Origin of the sequence: Streptomyces sp. NPDC058534 (assembly GCF_042717365.1) — a bacterium.
Classification (GTDB): domain Bacteria; phylum Actinomycetota; class Actinomycetes; order Streptomycetales; family Streptomycetaceae; genus Streptomyces.
Genome location: NZ_JBHXNW010000031.1, coordinates 23,155 through 42,131, shown reverse-complemented (window position 1 = coordinate 42,131; position 18,977 = coordinate 23,155). Strand labels below are relative to the sequence as shown.

The window sequence follows — 18,977 nt, the reverse complement described above, 5'->3', positions numbered from 1 at the left end:
GAAAGCGCTTCACACCTACGGTCCCGTTCGAAGTTACGAGCGTCATTCGAGATTTCGAACAAGGAATCCCGAACAAGCAATGTCGGGCAGATGTCGAACAGATAGGGCAGGGCATGGGACGACCTGGCCTCGATCGCAGGCACTTTCTGGCCGCGGCGGGCGGCCTCACGGTCGCGGGCAGCTTCGGCTTCGCGGCGCTCGGCACCGGGGCCGACGCGCTCGCCTCCGGAGCGGACACCCGCGTGCGCTACTGGAACCTCTTCAGCGGCGGCGACGGCTACAACATGATCGCCATGCTGGACTCGTTCCGCAGGGACAACCCGGGCATCGACGTGAAGGACTCGACCCTCCAGTGGGGCAGCCCCTTCTACACCAAGCTCGCCATGGCGGCGGCCGGCAACCGCGCACCGGACCTCGGCGTCATGCACCTGGGCCGCGTCACCGGATTCTCGCCCGGCCGCCTCCTGGACCCCTGGGATCCCGCACTGCTCGCCAAGTACGGGGTGCGGGAGAGGGACTTCAACCCCGAGCTGTGGAAGCGCGCCGTCATCGACGGCAAGCTCTACGCCCTGCCGCTCGACATCCACGTCCAGCTCTGCTTCTACCGCCGGGACGTGCTGAAGAAGGCGGGCCTGCTCGGCGCCGACGGCCGGATGGTGCCCGTCACCTCACCCGAGGCGTGGTTCGACATGCTGAAGGAGGTCAGGAAGGCCACGGCGAAGGGCCTGCAGACCATCGGCATGTGGCACAGCGACCAGAACTTCCAGTGGTGGTTCTTCGTCGCCTTCTACACCCAGCTCGGCGGCACCTGGTTCGACGACGCCCGCACCGAGGTCACCTTCGACACGGACAAGGCCACCGAGGTCCTGGAGTTCCTGCGCAAGCACGTCGCCGACGGCTACGCCAACCCCGCCTTCGGCGGCGGCGCCGGCGCGGAGCAGTTCGTCAACGGCTCCCCCTTCGCCTGGGAGGGCAACTGGTCCGTGCCGGTCTTCGACGCCGCGGAACTCGACTACGGGGCGACCCCGTTGCCGCCCGTCTTCGGCAGGCAGGCCACCCACGCCGAATCCCACGCCTTCGTCCTGCCCCACCAGTCGGACCGCGGGGGCGCCGCCAACGAGGACGCGCACCGCCTCGCCGCCTACGTCGTCCAGCACGCCCGGCAGTGGGCGGCCGGCGGCCACATCCCCGCCTACACCCCGACCCTGTCCACGGCCGCCTACCGCGCGCTGCGGCCGCAGAACGAGTACGTCTCGGCGATGGACCACCAGGCCACCGAGCCGAAGGTGTGGTTCGCCGGGTCCACCGGCATCCTCGCCCAGCGCGTCGGCCCGGTCGTCGTCTCCTCCACGACGGGCTCGGCGAAGCCCGAGGCCGCCGCCCGCCGGATGCGCAGCACGCTCGCCGAACTGCTCGCCATGAAGAACCCCATGGACGGCGGCACCGCCGCGCGGGGAGGTGCCGCCACATGACCGCAACCAGTGCCGAGACGATCGTCCGCCCGGCGCGCGCGAGGACCGCCGCCGACAGTGCCACGCTCCGCCGCCGGCAGGGCTTCCAGCACGGCGGCTGGTTCGTCGCCCCGTTCCTCGCGCTGTTCACGCTCTTCGTGGTGTGGCCGCTGCTGCGCGGCCTCTACCTCAGTTTCACCGACGCCAACATCTCCGGCGACGACGCGAGCTTCATCGGCCTGGACAACTACCGCGAGGCCCTCCAGGACCCGCTGATGTGGGACGCGCTCGGCCACAGCGCCTACTTCACGCTGCTCGTCGTGCCCTGCATCACCGTCCTCGCCTTCCTCCTCGCGATGCTCGCCCACCACATCGAACGCGGCAAGTGGCTGTGGCGGCTCTGCTTCTTCCTGCCGTTCCTGCTGCCGTCAACCGTCGCCGCCAACCTGTGGCAGTGGCTGTTCAACCCCGGCACCGGCATGGTCAACCACGTCTTCGGCATCGACACGCCCTGGCTGACCGACAAGTCGTACGCGATGCTCGCGGTCGTCATCACCACCCTGTGGTGGACCGTCGGCTTCAGCTTCCTGCTCTACCTCGCCGCGCTCCAGGGCATCCCCGCGCACCTCTACGAGGCCGCCGAGCTGGACGGCGCGAACGCCTGGCACCGCACGGTCCACATCACCCTGCCGATGCTGCGCAACATCACCGGCCTCGTCGTCGCCCTCCAGGTCCTCGCCTCGCTCCAGGTCTTCGACCAGGCCGTCGTGATCCAGGACTTCGGGCCGGGGCCGGAGGAATCGACCCGCACCTTCGTGCAGTACACCCTCGAACAGGGCTTCACCAGCTACCGCGTGGGCTACGCCTCCGCGATCTCCATCATCTTCTTCGTGCTCATCGCGGCCGTCGCCCTCGCCCGGATGTGGCTGCTGCGCAACCGTGAGGAGGGCGGCCGATGACCACCGCGGCGACGCAGACCCCGACCGGACCCCGCAGGTCCTGGACGCCCGGCCAGATCGTGCTCACCCTGCTCGGCAGCGCCGTCTCCGCGGTGTTCCTCGCCCCGCTCGCCTGGGCCCTGTTCACCTCGCTCAAGTCGGAGACCGAGGCCGTCGAGGTGCCGGCCCACTGGCTGCCCGAGGACTGGACGGGCCAGGCGTGGCAGGCCCTCTTCGAGGCCGGCAACATCACCAACTGGTTCGTCAACTCCCTGGTGGTGTCGGTGTGCGTGACGACCGTCGTGCTGCTGGTCTCCGCGCTCGCCGGATACGGCTTCGCCCGCACCGAGTTCCGGGGCAAGGGCGTCCTGATGGGCGCGGTGATGGCCGGACTCATGATCTCCCCGGCCGTGCTCGGCGTCCCGCTGTTCACCAGCGTCCAGCAGATGGGGATGGTCGACACCTACTGGGGGATGATCCTGCCGCAGTGCGCGCCCGCCGCGATGGTCTACATACTCTACAAGTTCTTCCAGGGCATCCCACGCGAACTGGAGGAGGCCGCCTTCATCGACGGCGCGGGCCGCTGGCGGGTCTTCTTCACCATCATCGTGCCGCTCTCCCGCCCCTCGCTGGCGGCGGTCGGCATCTTCACCTTCATCAGCTCGTGGAACAACTTCCTGTGGCCGTACATGGTCACCAACAACCCCGACCTGATGACCATGCCCAACGGCATCGCGACCGTCATGAACTCCTACGGCATCCAGTGGGCCCAGCTCATGGCCGGCGGCCTGATGGCGGGCCTGCCCCTGATCATCGTCTTCGTCTTCTTCCAGCGGCAGATCGTGGCGGGCGTCGCCCACACGGGATTGGCGGGCCAGTGACCGTACACAGAACCCTCGCCGCCGCGGGGACGGCCACCCTGATGGCCCTGCTGCCCAACGCGGCGCAGGCATCGGAGCCTTACCCCGAACCGCGCCCCATCACCGGCCAGCAGATCATCCACGATCCCACCGTCATGCGCCTGAAGGGCGGCGGCTACGTCGCCTACTCCACCGGTGGCGTCATCGGCGCCCGGCTCTCCGAGGACGGCAGCCACTGGGACGACGCGGGCAACGCCTTCGCGAAGCCCCCGGGCTGGTGGTACGAGTACAACGACACCGGCGACCCGTGGGCCCCCGACCTCTCCTACCGCGCCGGCCGCTACTGGCTCTACTACGCGGTCTCGTCCTGGGGCACCAACCACTCCGCGATCGGCGTCGCCACCTCCCGCACGGGCCTGCCCGGCACCTGGACCGACCACGGCAAGGTCTTCTCCTCCGCGACGACCGACACCTGGAACGCCATCGACCCGGCGATCATCCGTGCCGACGGCCGCCTGTGGATGTCCTTCGGCTCGTACTGGAGCGGCATCCGCATGGTCGAGCTGGACCCGCGCACCGGCAGGGCGGCCGAGGGCGCGAAGGTCCACCACCTCGCCACCCGCCCCGACGAGCCGTACGCCGTCGAAGGCCCGGAGATCGTCAAGCACGGCCGCCATTACTACCTCTTCGCCTCGTACGACGCGTGCTGCTCGGGCGTGAACAGCACGTACAAGATCAAGGTCGGCAGGTCCACGGAGATCGAGGGCCCGTACGTCGACAGCACGGGCACCCCGCTGCTGGAAGGCGGCGGCGACCTCCTCCTGGAGGGCCACGGCCGCTACATCGGCACGGGCGGCCAGTCCGTCTTCCGCGACCGGGGCCGGGACCGGCTGGCGTACCACTACTACGACGCCGAGGACGAAGGCACGCCCAAGCTCGGGCTGAACGCCTTGACCTGGACCAAGGACGGCTGGCCGAAGGTCTCCTAGGGCCACGGCCGGCCACAACGAACCCGCGGACACACGCGAACCTCTGGAAAGGCAGACATGCGCACCGCCCGCTTCACCCTCGACCCCGCCTTCACCGTCGGAGACGTAAGCCCCCGTCTCTTCGGCTCCTTCGTCGAACACCTCGGCCGCTGCGTGTACACCGGCATCTTCGAACCCGGCCACCCCGCCGCGGACGCCGACGGACTGCGCCAGGACGTACTGGACCTCGTCCGGGAACTCGGCGTCACCGCCGTCCGCTACCCCGGGGGCAACTTCGTCTCCGGGTACAAGTGGGAGGACTCGGTCGGTCCGGCCGAGGACCGCCCCCGCCGCCTCGACCTGGCCTGGCGCTCCACGGAGACCAACCGCTTCGGCCTGTCCGAGTACATCGGCTTCCTCAGGAAGGTCGGCCCGCAGGCCGAGCCCATGATGGCGGTCAACCTCGGCACCCGCGGCGTGGCCGAGGCGCTCGAACTCCAGGAGTACGCCAACCACCCCGCCGGCACGACGCTGTCGGACCTGCGGGCCGAGCACGGCGACAAGGACCCCTTCGGCATCAGGCTCTGGTGCCTCGGCAACGAGATGGACGGCCCCTGGCAGACCGGCCACAAGACCGCCGAGGAGTACGGCCGGCTCGCCGCCGAGACCGCCCGGGCCATGCGCCAGATCGACCCGGACGTCGAACTCGTCGCCTGCGGTTCGTCCGGCCAGTCCATGGAGACCTTCGCCGAGTGGGAGGCGACGGTCCTCAAGGAGACGTACGACCTGGTCGACCACATCTCCCTGCACGCCTACTACGAGCCGCTCGACGGTGACGTCGACTCCTTCCTCGCCTCCGCCGTGGACATGGAGTCGTTCATCGAGAACGTCGTCGCCACCTGCGACCACATCGGCGCCCGGCTCAAGTCGAAGAAGCGGATCAACCTCTCCTTCGACGAGTGGAACGTCTGGTACATGTCGAAGTCGCAGGCCGAGGTGAGCGCCCTCGACTGGCCCGAGGCGCCCCGCCTGCTGGAGGACAACTACAGCGTCATGGACGCGGTCGTCTTCGGCTCGCTCCTCATCGCCCTGCTCCGGCACGCCGACCGCGTCGCCGTCGCCTGCCTCGCCCAGCTCGTCAACGTCATCGCGCCGATCATGACCGAGCCGGGCGGCCCGGCCTGGCGCCAGACCACGTTCTTCCCGTTCGCGCAGGCCGCGCGGTACGGCCGCGGCGAGGTCCTCGACGTCCGGGTGGACTCTCCGACGTACGGGACGGCGAAGTACGGCGAGGCCGACCTGCTGCACGCGACGGCCGTGCGCGCCGAGGACGGCTCGGTCACCGTCTTCGCCGTCAACCGCTCCCGCACCGAGCCGCTGCCGCTGGACGTCGCCCTCGGCGCCCTGGGGCTGACGGACGTCGTCGAGCACAGCGCCCTCGCGGACGCCGACCCGGACGCCCGCAACACACTCGCCGAGCCCGGACGGGTCGTCCCGCACCGGGTGGACGGCACGGCGCTGCGGGACGGCACGCTGACCGCCGTACTGGAGCCGCTGTCCTGGAACGTGATCCGGCTGCGCTGAGCCCCGGCGGATCGGGCTCGGCGGTCAGGCGCGGCGCCGGCCGGGGGAGGCGACGGGCTTCACCGGCACCCCTCCGGCCGCGCTGCCCAGCAGCTCCAGGCGTACCGTCCCGGGCCCCGGCGCCGACTCGCCGTCGGCCAGCACCGCGAGGGCCAGGGTGTTGGCGGCGGCGCGGGTGCGCAGGATGCCGTTCGGCAGGACGAAGGTGTGCGCGGCGCCGCTGCGGCCGGCCGCGTACTCGCCCATGTTCCAGCCGTTCAGGAAGACCTGGACGCGGTGGTCGCCGTCCGGGGCGTCGTCGAGGACGAGGCCGACCGAGGCGTCCACTTCCGGCGGGACGTCCAGCCGGAACGTGGTCCGGTACCAGGTCACGCCCTGGCGCCGGTCCTCCCGGGGGAAGCCCGGCGCGGACACCTTCTCCCAGTCGCCGTCGTCGTACCCCGGCAGATACCAGCCGTGCCGTTCCCCGTACAGCCCGCCGTGGTTGAGCGGCCCGCGCACCGGGTCGGGCGTGACCGCGCCCCGGATCCGCCAGCGCACGTCCGGCGAGGCCCCCTCGAAGGCGGCCGACGTCAGTCCGCGGGCCGCCCGCGGGTCGTCCTGGCCGTGCTGGGTGCGCCGGACCAGGACGGACAGGACGGCCGAGTCGCCGCCGTCGGGACGCTCCCGCCGGGTCCCGCGCAGAGCCGCCGGCACTCCCAGCTCGGCCGTGCCGGTCCAGGTGCCCGACCCGTCGTCCCCGCCGTCCGGACGGTGGCCGCCCAGCGGCTCACCGTCCAGCCACGCCAGCAGCAGGCCGCGCGCGCCGGTGGCGTAGGACAGGGACACCGACGCCAGACCGGCGGCCCCGGTGAGGCGTGCGCGGTACCAGACGTCGCCGTAGTGGTAGCCGTAGTCGTCGGCGAAGAGCACGGGCTGCCCCTCGGGCACCGGGGTGGTGCTGTGCGAGGTCCGCCGGTCGGCGACCGTCCACCCCGAGTCGCCGTAGTCCGGCGCGGACTCGGGGTTCTCGGTGCGGCGCCGCCAGCCGTCGAGTTCGGGCAGCGCCACCTCGGGCACGCCGGGCAGCGGCCATACCGTCATCAGGCTCTGGGCGCGGCCGAAGGACGCCTGCACCGCCGTGCCGTTCCAGGTGACCCGCGTGATGCCGCGCGGCGCCCACACCTCCAGCTCGCGCTCGTCGACGCTGTCACCGGTCAGCCGGATCGTGTCCCCGTCCAGCGCCGCCTCGCGCAGCAGCTCCGGGCCGCGGACCAGGATCCGGCCCGACGGCGTCTCGTACGGCCACAGCCGCAGGGAGGCGGCGTCGTCGGCGAAGAGCAGGAGCAGGGTGCGTTCGGACTCGCCGCTGCGCACCCGCACCCGGCTCAGCCGGTCCTCCTTGAGTGGCACGGTCACGTGCAGTTTCCCGTGGTCGTACGCCCAGGCGGCCTCCTCGTCCAGCCGGGTCGGCCAGGGTTCCGAGGGGCAGTCCATTACCAGGTGCGCCATCTCCCCGGCCCGCCCCACGAAGGCGGCGATGTCCACCCGCCCCACGCTCAGCGACAGCATGGGCTGCACGGTGGCATGCGCCAGTTTCCGTCCGGCGCCCAGGTGGAGGCCGGTGGCGAGCAGCTTGGCGTCGCGGGCCGGGACCGTGACCTCGACGTCGGTCCCGTCCATCGGGACGGTGGAGGTGACGGCGGCGGCGGAGTCGTTGCGCAGTACGTAGGCGTGGGCGCCGGTGTCCGGGTTGGCCAGGTGCCGCACCTGGACGCGGGCGTCCGCGGCCCGGACCTCCGCCGCCTCGTCGAGCCGGGTGAAGTCGGGGACGTGCCGCAGGAGGTGCCCGAGCTGGTGGAGCGGGGCGAGTTCGGCGGTGGGCCGGCGTGCCTCGTCGATGGCGGCGGCCGGGTCGTAGGTGGGGGTGGGCGCCGACGGCGCGGGCAGCCAGCCCCACGAGGTGCCGCCGAACGCCATGTGGACGTTGTGCAGTGTGGTCCCCCGTGCCAGGCCGTCGAAGTGCACCCGCCGCGCCTCGGCGGCGTCCCGGGTCCGCTCCGCCTCGTCCCAGGCGAGGGTCGTGCCGGCGTGCAGCAGGGGTACGTCGATGCCGTCGGCGCGGATCCGCTCGTGCAGGTGGGTCAGGTCGGCGCGCCCGGGGGCGTCGGCCCGGTAGAGCAGGACGGTGCCGGTGCCCCGGGTGAACTGGTGCCGGGCCACGACGGCGTTGACCCGGCTCAGCCACTCGTCGGCGTGGCGCAGGTAGGCGGGGTCGGTGGTCCTGGGCCGGGCGCCGGTGGCGGCCAGCCAGCCGGGCAGGCCGCCCGCGTCCACGTCGGCGCCGATGTACGGGCCGGGGTGGACCACGACGTACAGGCTGCTCTCCGCGGCCGTGCGCAGGAACAGGTCGAGGTCGCGGACGCCGGTGAAGTCGTACGCGCCCGGGGCGGGGGAGTGCTGGTTCCAGGCGAGGCGGACGCTGACCGCGTTGTGGCCGTACGCCCGCATCTTCTGGAGCACGTCCCGCCACAGGGACGGGCTGGGCAGCCGGAAGGGGTGCAGCTCACCGGACCACAGCGACAGCCGTCTGCCGTCCACCAGCAGGGAGTACCGGTCCAGGGCGACCCGGTGGCGCAGCCCGTCGGCGCCGGGCGGCCCGGGCGGCGGGCCGGTGGGCACGGGGCCGGGGGGACCGGTCAGCGCCGCGCCGCTCACGCTGCCGCCGAGCGCGAGCCCGAGGACGGTGGTGCCCGCGAGGGCGCTGAACGCTCGTCTGCTGAGACTGCTGAGCTCCAAGGGAGCATCTCCTGTTGCCGTGCTTGTGGTGCTGCCGCGTGAGCGGGACCGCCTGTGCCCCGCCATTCTTCCAGCGGACCCCACAATGGTCGGTATGAGGATCTCGGCGCGTGCGGACTACGCGGTGCGGGCAGTGCTGGAACTGGCCGTCCGGCAGGACGACCGGCCGGTCAAGGCGGAGGACGTGGCCACCGTCCAGGACATTCCGCACAAATTTCTGGAGGGGATCCTCGGCGATCTCCGGCGTGGCGGCATCGTCGAGAGCCGGCGCGGCGGGGGCGGCGGGTACCGGCTGGCGCGCGAGGCGTCGGCCATCACGGTGGCGGACGTGATCCGGGCGGTGGACGGCCCGATCGTCTCCGTGCGCGGGGAGCGGCCGACGGGGCTGGTGTACACGGGCACGGCGGGGCCCCTGCTGCCGCTGTGGGTGGCGCTGCGCGCCAATGTGCGCCGGATCCTGGAGGGCGTGACGATCGCCGACCTCGCGGCGGACGCGCTGCCGGACCCGGTGCGGGAGCTGGCGGCGGAACCGGCCGCCTGGGAGAACCCGTAGGTCACCCGTAGGTCACCCGTAGGTCACCCGTAGGTCACACACCCACGGGGTGGGAACCGGCCGGTGTGAATGGCCGGGGAGGCATCTGTCCGCACCCGGCGGGGATCCCTACGATGCGGATGTTGCGTAGATGTCATGTGCAGAACATATGTAGATGGCGAACGCATTAAACGACATCCACCCCCCACTGACCGGGATGGGAGACCCATGGCCACGGGCCTGCTCCTGAGCGGCACCATCGCCGCGCTGCTCACCTCCGCGCTGCCCGCGCAGCACCAGCCCTCCGACGGGTTCGAGGACCCGCCGCCGGACAAGATCGTCATCAAGGTCGCCACGGTGAACGGCTCCGGCTGTCCGCAGGGCACGGCGGCCGTCGCCGTCTCCGACGACAACACCGCGTTCACTGTCACCTACAGCGACTACCTCGCCCAGGCGGGCGGCGACTCCGCGCCCACCGACTTCCGCAAGAACTGCCAGCTCAACCTGCTCGTCCACGTCCCGCAGGGCTTCACCTACGCCGTCGCCAGCGCGGACTACCGCGGCTTCGCCGCCCTCCAGCCCGGCGCCACGGGCACCCAGCGGGCCTCGTACTACTTCCAGGGCTCCCCGAACACGGAGTTCCGCACCCACCCCTTCGGCGGCCCGCTCAACGACAACTGGCAGGCCACCGACTCCACCGACTGGGCCCAGCTGGTCTGGGCGCCCTGCGGGGTGCAGCGCAACTTCAACATCAACACGGAGCTGCGGGTGAGCACGGGCACGTCCGACCCGAGCAAGGTGAGCTTCATGACGATGGACTCGACGGACGGCGAGATCAACACGGTGTACCACCTCGCCTGGAAGGAGTGCCCGGAGTCCTGACCGGCGGCCGGCCCGCGGGCCCCCGGCGGTCAGCCGGCGGCGTCCTCGACGCTCTCCCCGGCGGGACCGCCCTCGCGCGGACCGCCGTCCTCGGGACCGACGGGCCGGCCTTCCCAGTGCAGGACGCGCCACCCCGCCTGCGGGGCGCCGGACAGGATGACGACACCGGTGTTCCCCAGCCCGTGGGCGGCGGCGAAGGCGGTGTCGATGTTCTCCGCCCGGGCCGCCGTCCACGTACGAATCACGGCGCCGTGACTGACCATGGCCACGGTCCCGGCTCCGGTGGCAGCGGCCTCCTCGACCACGGCGTCGAAACGCGCCAGCGCCTCCACGCCGTTCTCCCCGCCCGGCACGCGGCGCGCGGTGTCCCCCGCCGACCAGGCGAGCGCGGTGGTCAGGTACGTCTCCACGGCCTCCCGGTCGCCCCGCATCTCCAGATCACCGGCGGACAGCTCCCGGATGCCGTCCCGCACGACGATCTCCAGCCCCGTCCGGGCCGCCAGCGGCGCCGCGGTGAGCCGGGTGCGCAGCAGCGTCGACGCGTAGAGGGCGTCGATCCGCTCCGCCGACAGGGCCTCCGGGAGCGCGTCCGCCTGCTCCTGCCCCAGCGGGGTCAGCGCGGGACCGGGTGTGGCCGTGTCCAGCAGGTGCTTGAGGTTGGACGGGGTCTGGCCGTGCCGGATGAGCAGCAGTCGCATCGACGGATCAGTCTCCCTTGAGCCGGGTGCCTCCACTGTGCCATCCCCGCCTCATGCCCCGTCCGGCCGGCACAGCAGGGGCTTGTCCAGTTCGGAGCAGGGGCGGTGGCCCTGGGAGCGGATGACGTCCTTGCCGACCTCCTCGGCGAGGTAGCGCAGGAGGACTGGCGGCGGAGGGGCGAAAGGGCCCGCGGATTCGGTGAGTCTGCTGTTCGAATTCACGCGCTGGTCATCTGCGACACCCGGTGTTCTCCGGACTCGGGGATCACTCCGTGCCGTCGTGGCCGCGCAGGTGCAGCGAGCGGAGGGCCACCTCGAGGGCGAAACGGTGGTCGGGGTCGGCGAGCCGGTCGCCCAGGTGGGCGTCCAGCGTCCGCAGGCGGTAGCGGACGGTCTGGGCGTGCACGCCCAGCACCTCGCCGACCTGCTCCGCCGGTGCCCGGGTGGATACGTGGACGCGGAGGGTCTCCACGAGCCGGTCGCGCCGTCTGGCGGGCAGCTCGTCGAGCGGGGCCAGTTCACGCGCCGCGATCCGGTCGACGAGGGCGGAGTCGGACAGCAGCCACAGGGTCGTCAGGTGATCCTCGCAGCGGATCAGCGGAACGTCGGGTATGACATCGTCGTCAACGAGCTGCAGCACACGGCGGGCCCAGCGGACGGAGTCGGCGGCCTGCGCGATCGGTACGGTCAGGCCCAGCGCGGCGCGGGCGCCGGCCAGGGCCGTACGGAGCATGTCGAGGCGGGCGGGGGTGAGGTCCCCGGGGACGAGCAGGTGCGGCTGCGGAATGTCCAGGTCGGTGAGGACGTCCCGGTCGAGCGCCGCCTGGATGTGTTCCGGCGCCGGATGGTCCAGGGCGACGAGGAAACACGACCGGGGCAGCTCCCAGGCGGCGGCCTTGCACAGTTCCGAGATGGTCGTGCGGGGCAGCGGCGAGGCGGTCAGCAGGAAGTGCAGTAACTGTCTTCGTAACGCGGACTCCTCCGAGGCCGCCCGCTCCCGCACCTCCGCGTATCCCTCGCGGGTGATCGCCTCCAGCTCCTCGACGTAGGCGAAGAGGGCGTCGGCGAAGGCGAGGATCAGCGCGGGGGAGAGGCTGTACTGCCGTCCCAGGGTCTTGGCCCGGCGCAGTGCGATGCGGGCGCCGAGCCGGTAGGCGCCTCGCAGGACCTCCAGGTCGCGGCCCTCGTAGGCCTCCACCCGGCCGAACCTGCGCAGCAGTTCGTCCCGCAGCTCCGAGCTGCTGCCGGGGTTGTCGACCCGGTCCACGAAGGCGGTCAGCGCCTGCTCGACCCCCTGGCGGATCGCGTCCCCGTCCGGGCCGTTGAGCAGCCTGCCGTACACCGGGTAGCTGCGGGTGACCTCGATGCGTATCTCGTTCAGCAGCCCCGGGAGCAGCGGTCGCATGAAGGCCGCGAACTTCTTGGGAAGGGGGTCGAGCGGTTCACCGAGCACCGAAGGACGCGCGATGGAGGGCATGAGTGTTCCCTTGCTCTGCGACATGTCCGGTGGGGTGGCCGGCCGGGCTCCGTTCGCGTGGGGCGGAACCTGGGCCGGTCCACCAGGCGTTCACCGGCTTGGCAAGCCGACGGTAAATCAACTTCGTTGTGATGTACATCTCTTGGGGAGCAATCGTGCCACTGTTGTGTGGGCTCGTGGCCGTTACTTGACGGCGGAGTGCCAGTTCTCAGCCAGTACCCGGCCGGCGTCGGGGACGACGGTCCCGGGCGCGTTGAGGCCCGTGAGATGGGTCTGCGTGTTGGCGAGGGTCAGGCTGTTGTTCCCGGCGGCGGAGGGCAGTCCGGTCTTCGCGTTGACCGCCGCGTTGATCAGGCCGACGTTCAGGCCGCAGCCGGTGGCGCCGGGCACCGCGAAGGTGCTGTCGTTCTGGGTGGCGCCGGTGAGGTTGATCCGGCTCATCTCGCCGGCCGCGTCGACGGTGCCGTCACCCTGGAAGAAGGTCATCCCGAACTCCGGGTAGGTGCGGTTCTCCGGCCGCAGGACGATCGGGTCGGCGGCGGTTCCGATGTAGCACTTGTCGCCGAGGAGCGGGTTCTCCAGGTGGATGCGGACCGGCAGGGCGACGATCGGCATGTCGGTGAGGACGCCCGCGGTCTGGTCGAAGGCGTAGGGCGCGCCGACGGACTCCATGGTCGCGGTGATCTTGTTGAGGCTGGAGTTCTCCAGCGACTCGCAGATGCCCGTGATCACGAATATGTCGCTCGGACACATCAGGCCGAGCAGTCCGCCGGGCACGGCGGCGGGTTCGGCGACCAGCGCGCCGGAGGCCGGGGCGGCCACGCTGCTGGTGCCGTCCGCGTTCTGTACGACGCCGATCTGGAGGTTGGTCCGGCCCGTGACCACGGTGGTGTTGCCCAGTTTGATCGAGCCGCCGGCGGAGGTGGACACGACGCACTGCGGGGTCTTCTCGAAGCCGTCGGCGGCCAGCATCGCCGGGGCGTCGACGGGGCAGCGGGTGAAGGGGGCCCACTCGCCGTTCAGCGTGGGGCCGGCGGCGGTCGCCGTGCCCAGGGAGGCGAAGGCGCCGAGGGCGGTCAGCGCGGACACGGTGGCGAGTCGGGTGCGGGTGGAGGTCGGACGCATGGTGGTGGCCTTCCGTGGAGGTGGGGAGGGGGGAGGTGGGAGGGACAGGCGGGCTCAGCGCTCGGCGACGGGGATCTCGTAGGGCTGGAGGTCTTCCGTGCACTGGCCCGGGGTCTCGGGGGTCGGGAACACCGGGGCGGCGATCGCGCACGTCTGGCCCTGGACCTGCTTGACGTGGTTGCCGGGACCGGAGACGGAGGCGGTGAGCAGACGGTCGAGGTCCTCGCCGTCCGTGCCGCAGCCGGTGAAGGCCGGGATGCTCGTCTCGCCGGACAGCGCGCCGCCGCTGAGTAGCAGGTAACCGGTGGCATCCTGGCCGAGGATCTGCTCCCCCCGGCCGTAGAGCACCAGGTGGTCACCGGGATGGTTGGCCGGATCCGGGTCGACGGAGGTGAGGGACGTCTCGGTCCGGCAGCCGGAACCGACGTCCAGGGGCGTCCCGTTGACCTCCAGGTGGGTCACGTGCAGGACCAGCGGCGCCCGGACGTAGGTGTCCGTGACCGTGGTGAAGTCGGAGAGACGCAGCTTGATGCGCGAGTCGATCCTGATGGGGCCCGTCTGCTCCAGCACCATGGTGGCTTTCACCGGGGCGAAGTCGAAGGACAGGAAGGTGCTCTGGAACGGCGGTGTCTGCTTGCGCTCCTGGTAGTGGAAGTTCGCGTACGACACGGTGTCGAAGATGATGTGTTCCGGGTCGGGGGGGCCGTTCACGGGGAGCCCCTGTTCGATCAGCAGGCAGGACGGCGGGAGGTACGCGGCGCCCTTCATCTTGTTCACGTTGGCGTAGCCGGTGACGTAGGCGTCGAGCGACACGTCCGTGGGCGGGTGCTGCTCGTCGTAGCGGCACGGCGGTACGTCGTCGCGGTCCGCGGCGGCGCCGGGCACGGTCTCCAGCACCTCCGGCGACCGGTCTCCCTGCCGCTCCTCCTGCTGTCCCTGCCCCCGCGCTTCCCGGTCCGGGCTCCGGGAGGCCCCGTCCGGACCGGACGGGGACGGCGAACCGCCCGGGCTCGGCGAACCGCCCGCGTCGACAGGTACGGTGGCCAGCAGCCCCTGGCCGGGCGCGTCCTCGGCGAGGGCGCAGCCGACGGTGAGCGAGCCGGGCCCGTTGGCGGCGGGCCGCGTGGCCGCAGGGTTCGCGGTGGCCGGGTCCGCAGCGTCGAGTGCCAGGTCGATCGAGAGGGTGCCGGCGGAGAACGTCAGGTCTCCGTCGCTCCGTCCGGCCACCGAGGGGACGTCGCCCTTCGAAACCAGCGTCAGCGGCCCCGACTCGGGCAGCGCGACGGGCTCCGCGCCGCCCCGCCAGGTCGCCTTCGCCGTGGCCGCGTTCTGGGCGACGCCCACCTCCAGCCGGGTCGCCGCCCGTACCTCGGCCGCGCCGCGCGCGGTGAGGTCCGCGACGGCCTCCGCCGGGAGCTGGACGGCGGTGGTGACGCCGGACGGCGAGAACGCCTCGCCCGCCCCGGCCCGTTCCGGGAACTCCGCCGAGACCCGTACCGTCGCGGGCAGTTGACCCGACGGGAGGGTGCAGACGTAGGGGAGTTCGACCTCGATCTCCTGGGTGCCCGAGGCGGAGGCCGTGGTCGGGATCAGGGCGGCGAGCACGACGAACGCGGCGATCGACGTGGTCCGGGCGCGGACCCGGGGCGGCCGGGGTGCGGCGGCTCGTTGGGCTTTCATGCGACTCCGCTCGGATGGCTCGGGCAGCGTGGGCAGGGTCGGGCACGGTCGGGTACGGTCGGGCGGCTCGGGCCCGCGAACGCCCGGCCGGGGTGCCGGCCGGGCGCACGTGAGGGGCGGTGGGCTACGGGTTGGAGCCGACGATCGTCGGTATGGCGTTGGTGCTCTTCACCTTGACGGCGTAGTTGCCCTTGAAGGTGGGCTTGGTGGCCGTCGTGACCACGGCGCCGCAGTTGACCGGCGCCGGGCTGCTGCTGACCGTCAGGTCGCCGACGGCGCTGTTGACCGCCAGGACGCCGGTGGAGTTGGTGTAGGTGGCCGAGGCCTTGCCCACCACCGTGAACTTGCAGGCGCCGGCGGTGACCTGCGCCTTGACGTTGCCGACGTGGCCCGTGGTGACGCCCGTCGAGGCGTTGTAGTCCACCGCGACGACGTCCCAGGGGGTGACCGAGGTGGTGGTGACGTTGCCCAGGACACTGGTACACGGTGAGGCGGACGAGCCGAAGGTCATCGTGGTGATGTCGGCGACGTCCCCGGGGTTGCCGGTGGTGCTGTTCATCGAGCCCTCCGCTCCCGAGACCGTGCAGGTCATCGGGATCGTGGCGGTCAGCACGATGTTGCCGGCGTTCGTGGCCTTGAACGCGGCCGGCGAGGGGGTGACGGTCCACACCGTGGAGGGCACCGCCGAGGACGGGCCGACGGCGAGGCCCAGCGCCGACGCTGCCGCGCAGACCACGATGGCCGACCTTCTCGTGTTCTTCTTCATGGCTCGGGACTCTCCTTGAGGGTTGACCGGCGAAGACGGGCCTGACGTTACTCGCGGGAAACTTAGCCGAACAATGCGGTAGTCCATGATTCTTTTAAAAGTGGGACCACCTGTTTCCGGGGTGAGTGATCCGCGGTTCTCCTTGCTCACGTGACGCCAAGTCCGGGAAATGTGAACGGCGTCCGGGCTGTTCACAGCGGTGTCGCTCCCATCGGGTCCTGATGCTCACCGGCCGACAAGTTTCCGAGAGGTTTTTGTGTCCTGCCTGACAGGTTCCCGATGGCTGAAGTCGGCATCCCGGAAAACTCCGATTCCGGTGTTGCCCGCCGAGGTTACTCGGCCGTAACGTGCCGGTGTGGTGCTCGGTTCCAGGTCGGTGGCCCCCGTCGGCCGGAGCCATGACGGACACTTTTCGGCCCACCCTCCATCGGGCTCGGGTGTCCGTCGGCAGGGTCCCGCGGGGCCACACCCCCCGGACCCGCGCGACCCTGCCCTGTCTCCCCGGAGACAAGTCCGGCGCCGCCGTATTGTCTGCGCGGTGACAAGTTCGGCAGGCCTGCCGAAGATCCGGTGCCGACCCGTTGTCAGTGCGCTCCGCGCCGAATTAACGTGCGCCCGCAGCGCGTATCCGATTGACGTCCGCTGGAGGTGATATGGGAATCGAAGTAGTGGTCGAGGGTCTGACCAAGTCCTTCGGTAAGCAGAGCATCTGGCGGGACGTTTCACTCACTCTTCCGGCCGGAGAGGTCAGCGTGATGCTGGGCCCGTCCGGAACTGGTAAGACCGTTTTCCTGAAGTCGCTCATAGGGCTGCTCAAACCCGAGAAGGGCCGTGTCCTCATCAACGGAGTGGACATGGTGAACAGTCCGGAACGAGACATCTACGAGACCCGGAAACTGTTCGGTCTCATGTTCCAGGACGGAGCCCTCTTCGGGTCCATGTCCCTTTTCGACAACATCGCCTTCCCGCTGCGCGAACACACCCGCAAGAAGGAGTCCGAGATCCGTCGCATCGTCATGGAGCGGATCGAGGTCGTCGGACTCCTTGGCGCGGAGGGAAAGCTCCCCGGGGAGATCAGCGGAGGCATGCGCAAGCGGGCCGGACTGGCCCGCGCGCTCGTCCTCGACCCGCAGATCATCCTGTGCGACGAACCGGACTCCGGGCTCGACCCGGTCCGCACCGCCTACGTCTCCCAACTGCTGATCGACCTGAACGCGCAGCTCGACGCGACGATGCTGATCGTCACCCACAACCTCGACATCGCCGCCACCGTCCCCGACAACATGGGGATGCTCTTCCTGCGCGAACTGGTCACCTTCGGCCCGCGCGAGGTGCTGCTCACCAGCGACGAACCGGTCGTGTCCCAGTTCCTCGGCGGCCGGCGCGAGGGCCCCATCGGGATGTCCGAGGAGAAGGACGCGGCCACGCTCGCCGCCGAGGCGGGCGCCGTCTCCGCCGTCCCCGCCGCACCCCGGGTGATCGTCCCGCAGCTGGAACCGTCGCCCGGCCTGCCGCCGCGCAAGGCCGTCGCCCGACGGCGTGAGCGTGTCATGGGCATGATCGACTCGCTGCCGTCCGCCGCGCGTTCCGCCATCCGGGAGACCTACGCGAAGAACTCCGAGGCGGCCACCCTGCCGATGCCCGCCGCCGGGAGCGGCGCGTGATCACCGGCGCGCTGCGGCAGACCGGCCGGCTCTTCGCGCTCGCCGCCGAGGTCGTCCGGGCCGTCTTCCGAAGACCCTTCCAGTTCCGCGAGTTCGTCGAACAGTTCTGGTTCGTCGCGAGTGTGACCATCCTGCCCGCCGCCCTCGTGTCGATACCCTTCGGCGCCGTCATCGCCCTCCAGGTCGGCTCGCTCACCGAGCAGCTGGGAGCCCAGTCGTTCACCGGGGGCGCCAGCGTCCTCGCCGTCGTCCAGCAGGCGAGCCCGCTCATCGTGGCCCTGCTGATCGCCGGCGCCGGCGGCTCGGCCATCTGCGCCGACCTCGGCTCCCGCAAGATCCGCGAGGAACTCGACGCCATGGAGGTCATGGGCGTCTCACCGGTGCAGCGACTCGTCGTGCCCCGGGTCCTGGCCGCCATGGGGGTGGCGGTCCTGCTCAACGGCCTGGTCTCCGTCGTCGGCATCCTCGGCGGCTACTTCTTCAACGTCGTCATGCAGGGCGGCACCCCCGGCGCCTACCTCTCCAGCTTCTCCGCCCTCGCCCAGCTGCCCGACCTGTACGTCAGCGAACTCAAGGCGCTGGTCTTCGGGTTCATCGCGGGCATCGTCGCCGCCTACCGCGGCCTCAACCCGCGCGGCGGCCCGAAGGGCGTCGGCGACGCCGTCAACCAGTCCGTCGTCATCACCTTCCTCCTGCTCTTCTTCGTCAACATGGTGATGACGGCCGTCTACCTCCAGATCGTCCCGCCGAAGGGAGGCTGAGCTCCGATGGCCTCCCCGCTCGCCTGGCTCGACCGGTCCGGCGACCAACTGCTGTTCTACGTACGGGCACTGCTGTGGATACCGCGGACCCTGCGCCGCTACCTCAAGGAGGTGCAGCGCCTCCTCGCCGAGGTGGCCTTCGGCTCCGGCGGCCTCGGCGTCATCGGCGGCACCATCGGCGTGATGATCGCGATGACGCTCTTCACCGGGACCGTCGTCGGACTCCAGGGCTACGCGGCCCTCGACCAGATCGGCACCGCCGCGTTCACCGGATTCGTCTCCGCCTACTTCAACACCCGGGAGATCGCCCCCCTCGTCGCCGGACTCGCCCTCTCCGCGACCGTCGGAGCCGGCTTCACCGCCCAGCTCGGCGCCATGCGCATCAACGAGGAGGTCGACGCCCTGGAGGGCATGGGCATCCGCTCCATGCCCTACCTCGTCACCACCCGCATCATCGCCGGCGTGGTCGCCATCGTCCCGCTCTACGCGATCGGGCTGCTCTCCTCCTTCCTCGCCTCCCGCTACGTGACCGTCCTGTTCAACGGGCAGTCACGCGGCACCTACGACCACTACTTCAACCTCTTCCTCTCCCCGACGGACGTGCTGCTCTCCGTACTGAAGGTGCTGATCTTCAGCGTGATGGTGATCGTCGCCCACTGCTACTACGGCTACCGCGCCTCGGGCGGCCCCGCCGGCGTCGGCGTCGCCGTCGGCCGGTCCGTGCGCAACGCCATCGTGCTGATCAGCGTCACCGACTTCTTCCTGTCGCTGGCCCTGTGGGGCGCGACCACGACCGTGAAGGTGGCGGGGTGA

Annotated in this window: 17 protein-coding genes; 10 read left to right on the top strand and 7 right to left on the bottom strand. The window is 71.0% G+C overall.

The genetic code is table 11. The features are described from left to right. Positions 1 to 113 precede the first annotated feature (113 nt). The 5 genes from ACFWR9_RS20285 to ACFWR9_RS20265 are packed head-to-tail and all read left to right on the top strand — an operon-like array spanning position 114 to position 5,801. On the top strand, positions 114 to 1,472 hold the full coding sequence (locus tag ACFWR9_RS20285) for an extracellular solute-binding protein (RefSeq protein ID WP_383843916.1): 1,359 nt from the start codon (positions 114 to 116) through the stop codon (positions 1,470 to 1,472). Continuing rightward, entirely contained in the window at positions 1,469 to 2,410 is a 942-nt protein-coding gene (locus ACFWR9_RS20280; RefSeq protein ID WP_383843913.1) for a carbohydrate ABC transporter permease, read from the top strand. The genes ACFWR9_RS20285 and ACFWR9_RS20280 overlap by 4 nt, the downstream gene beginning before the upstream one ends. After that, positions 2,407 to 3,270 (top strand): carbohydrate ABC transporter permease, encoded by an 864-nt coding sequence (locus ACFWR9_RS20275; RefSeq protein WP_383843910.1) that lies wholly within the window; start codon positions 2,407 to 2,409, stop codon positions 3,268 to 3,270. Before ACFWR9_RS20280 ends, ACFWR9_RS20275 begins: the two co-directional genes overlap by 4 nt. Continuing rightward, the gene (locus ACFWR9_RS20270) at positions 3,267 to 4,238 is read left to right on the top strand and encodes an arabinan endo-1,5-alpha-L-arabinosidase (RefSeq protein WP_383843907.1); all 972 of its coding nucleotides are present in this window, start codon (positions 3,267 to 3,269) and stop codon (positions 4,236 to 4,238) included. Before ACFWR9_RS20275 ends, ACFWR9_RS20270 begins: the two co-directional genes overlap by 4 nt. A 57-nt stretch (positions 4,239 to 4,295) precedes the next feature. Next, positions 4,296 to 5,801, top strand: coding sequence for an alpha-N-arabinofuranosidase (locus tag ACFWR9_RS20265; RefSeq protein WP_383843904.1), 1,506 nt, complete (start codon positions 4,296 to 4,298; stop codon positions 5,799 to 5,801). A 24-nt stretch (positions 5,802 to 5,825) separates the two neighbouring features. Here the strand turns inward: ACFWR9_RS20265 and ACFWR9_RS20260 are convergent, their stop codons facing one another. After that, positions 5,826 to 8,579 (bottom strand): beta-galactosidase, encoded by a 2,754-nt coding sequence (locus ACFWR9_RS20260; RefSeq protein ID WP_383843901.1) that lies wholly within the window; start codon positions 8,577 to 8,579, stop codon positions 5,826 to 5,828. A gap of 94 nt (positions 8,580 to 8,673) precedes the next feature. Between ACFWR9_RS20260 and ACFWR9_RS20255 the strand changes: the two genes are divergently transcribed. Both ACFWR9_RS20255 and ACFWR9_RS20250 read left to right on the top strand, forming a co-directional pair. Beyond that, complete coding sequence (locus ACFWR9_RS20255) at positions 8,674 to 9,132, top strand: RrF2 family transcriptional regulator (protein ID WP_383843899.1); 459 nt, start codon at positions 8,674 to 8,676, stop codon at positions 9,130 to 9,132. A 207-nt stretch (positions 9,133 to 9,339) separates the two neighbouring features. Next, complete coding sequence (locus tag ACFWR9_RS20250; RefSeq protein ID WP_383843896.1) at positions 9,340 to 9,993, top strand: DUF4360 domain-containing protein; 654 nt, start codon at positions 9,340 to 9,342, stop codon at positions 9,991 to 9,993. Between the two features lie 29 nt (positions 9,994 to 10,022). Here the strand turns inward: ACFWR9_RS20250 and ACFWR9_RS20245 are convergent, their stop codons facing one another. The 6 genes from ACFWR9_RS20245 to ACFWR9_RS20220 form a co-directional block, all read right to left on the bottom strand. Further along, entirely contained in the window at positions 10,023 to 10,691 is a 669-nt protein-coding gene (locus ACFWR9_RS20245) for a histidine phosphatase family protein (protein ID WP_383843893.1), read from the bottom strand. Between the two features lie 51 nt (positions 10,692 to 10,742). Continuing rightward, entirely contained in the window at positions 10,743 to 10,913 is a 171-nt protein-coding gene (locus ACFWR9_RS20240; protein WP_383843891.1) for a hypothetical protein, read from the bottom strand. A 43-nt stretch (positions 10,914 to 10,956) separates the two neighbouring features. Continuing rightward, positions 10,957 to 12,168 carry a helix-turn-helix domain-containing protein gene (locus ACFWR9_RS20235; RefSeq protein WP_383843888.1) on the bottom strand — a complete coding sequence of 404 codons (1,212 nt, stop codon included), beginning with the start codon at positions 12,166 to 12,168 and terminating at the stop codon, positions 10,957 to 10,959. Positions 12,169 to 12,351: 183 nt separating this feature from the next. Continuing rightward, positions 12,352 to 13,293, bottom strand: coding sequence for a hypothetical protein (locus ACFWR9_RS20230; RefSeq protein ID WP_383843885.1), 942 nt, complete (start codon positions 13,291 to 13,293; stop codon positions 12,352 to 12,354). A gap of 54 nt (positions 13,294 to 13,347) precedes the next feature. Continuing rightward, a complete protein-coding gene (locus tag ACFWR9_RS20225; RefSeq protein WP_383843882.1) occupies positions 13,348 to 14,973 on the bottom strand; it encodes a DUF6801 domain-containing protein in 1,626 nt (541 codons plus the stop codon). 124 nt (positions 14,974 to 15,097) lie between these two features. Beyond that, positions 15,098 to 15,739 carry a hypothetical protein gene (locus ACFWR9_RS20220; RefSeq protein ID WP_383843879.1) on the bottom strand — a complete coding sequence of 214 codons (642 nt, stop codon included), beginning with the start codon at positions 15,737 to 15,739 and terminating at the stop codon, positions 15,098 to 15,100. Between the two features lie 653 nt (positions 15,740 to 16,392). Between ACFWR9_RS20220 and ACFWR9_RS20215 the strand changes: the two genes are divergently transcribed. From ACFWR9_RS20215 to ACFWR9_RS20205, 3 genes are read left to right on the top strand one after another with little or no spacing between them, the layout of a single operon-like run. Further along, positions 16,393 to 17,403, top strand: a complete 1,011-nt coding sequence (locus ACFWR9_RS20215) for an ABC transporter ATP-binding protein (protein WP_383843876.1) — start codon at positions 16,393 to 16,395, stop codon at positions 17,401 to 17,403. Then, positions 17,400 to 18,164 (top strand): ABC transporter permease, encoded by a 765-nt coding sequence (locus tag ACFWR9_RS20210; RefSeq protein ID WP_064727728.1) that lies wholly within the window; start codon positions 17,400 to 17,402, stop codon positions 18,162 to 18,164. The genes ACFWR9_RS20215 and ACFWR9_RS20210 overlap by 4 nt, the downstream gene beginning before the upstream one ends. Positions 18,165 to 18,170: 6 nt before the next feature. After that, positions 18,171 to 18,977 carry an MlaE family ABC transporter permease gene (locus ACFWR9_RS20205; RefSeq protein ID WP_383843873.1) on the top strand — a complete coding sequence of 269 codons (807 nt, stop codon included), beginning with the start codon at positions 18,171 to 18,173 and terminating at the stop codon, positions 18,975 to 18,977.

What these genes read in the sequence shown, in the direction of transcription:
- ACFWR9_RS20285 (WP_383843916.1), top strand. Translation starts at nt 114, where the DNA reads ATGGGACGACCTGGCCTCGATCGCAGGCACTTTCTGGCCGCGGCGGGC.
- ACFWR9_RS20280 (WP_383843913.1), top strand. Translation starts at nt 1,469, where the DNA reads ATGACCGCAACCAGTGCCGAGACGATCGTCCGCCCGGCGCGCGCGAGG.
- ACFWR9_RS20275 (WP_383843910.1), top strand. Translation starts at nt 2,407, where the DNA reads ATGACCACCGCGGCGACGCAGACCCCGACCGGACCCCGCAGGTCCTGG.
- ACFWR9_RS20265 (WP_383843904.1), top strand. Translation starts at nt 4,296, where the DNA reads ATGCGCACCGCCCGCTTCACCCTCGACCCCGCCTTCACCGTCGGAGAC.
- ACFWR9_RS20255 (WP_383843899.1), top strand. Translation starts at nt 8,674, where the DNA reads ATGAGGATCTCGGCGCGTGCGGACTACGCGGTGCGGGCAGTGCTGGAA.
- ACFWR9_RS20250 (WP_383843896.1), top strand. Translation starts at nt 9,340, where the DNA reads ATGGCCACGGGCCTGCTCCTGAGCGGCACCATCGCCGCGCTGCTCACC.
- ACFWR9_RS20245 (WP_383843893.1), bottom strand. Translation starts at nt 10,691, where the DNA reads ATGCGACTGCTGCTCATCCGGCACGGCCAGACCCCGTCCAACCTCAAG.
- ACFWR9_RS20235 (WP_383843888.1), bottom strand. Translation starts at nt 12,168, where the DNA reads ATGCCCTCCATCGCGCGTCCTTCGGTGCTCGGTGAACCGCTCGACCCC.
- ACFWR9_RS20230 (WP_383843885.1), bottom strand. Translation starts at nt 13,293, where the DNA reads ATGCGTCCGACCTCCACCCGCACCCGACTCGCCACCGTGTCCGCGCTG.
- ACFWR9_RS20225 (WP_383843882.1), bottom strand. Translation starts at nt 14,973, where the DNA reads ATGAAAGCCCAACGAGCCGCCGCACCCCGGCCGCCCCGGGTCCGCGCC.
- ACFWR9_RS20220 (WP_383843879.1), bottom strand. Translation starts at nt 15,739, where the DNA reads ATGAAGAAGAACACGAGAAGGTCGGCCATCGTGGTCTGCGCGGCAGCG.
- ACFWR9_RS20215 (WP_383843876.1), top strand. Translation starts at nt 16,393, where the DNA reads ATGGGAATCGAAGTAGTGGTCGAGGGTCTGACCAAGTCCTTCGGTAAG.
- ACFWR9_RS20205 (WP_383843873.1), top strand. Translation starts at nt 18,171, where the DNA reads ATGGCCTCCCCGCTCGCCTGGCTCGACCGGTCCGGCGACCAACTGCTG.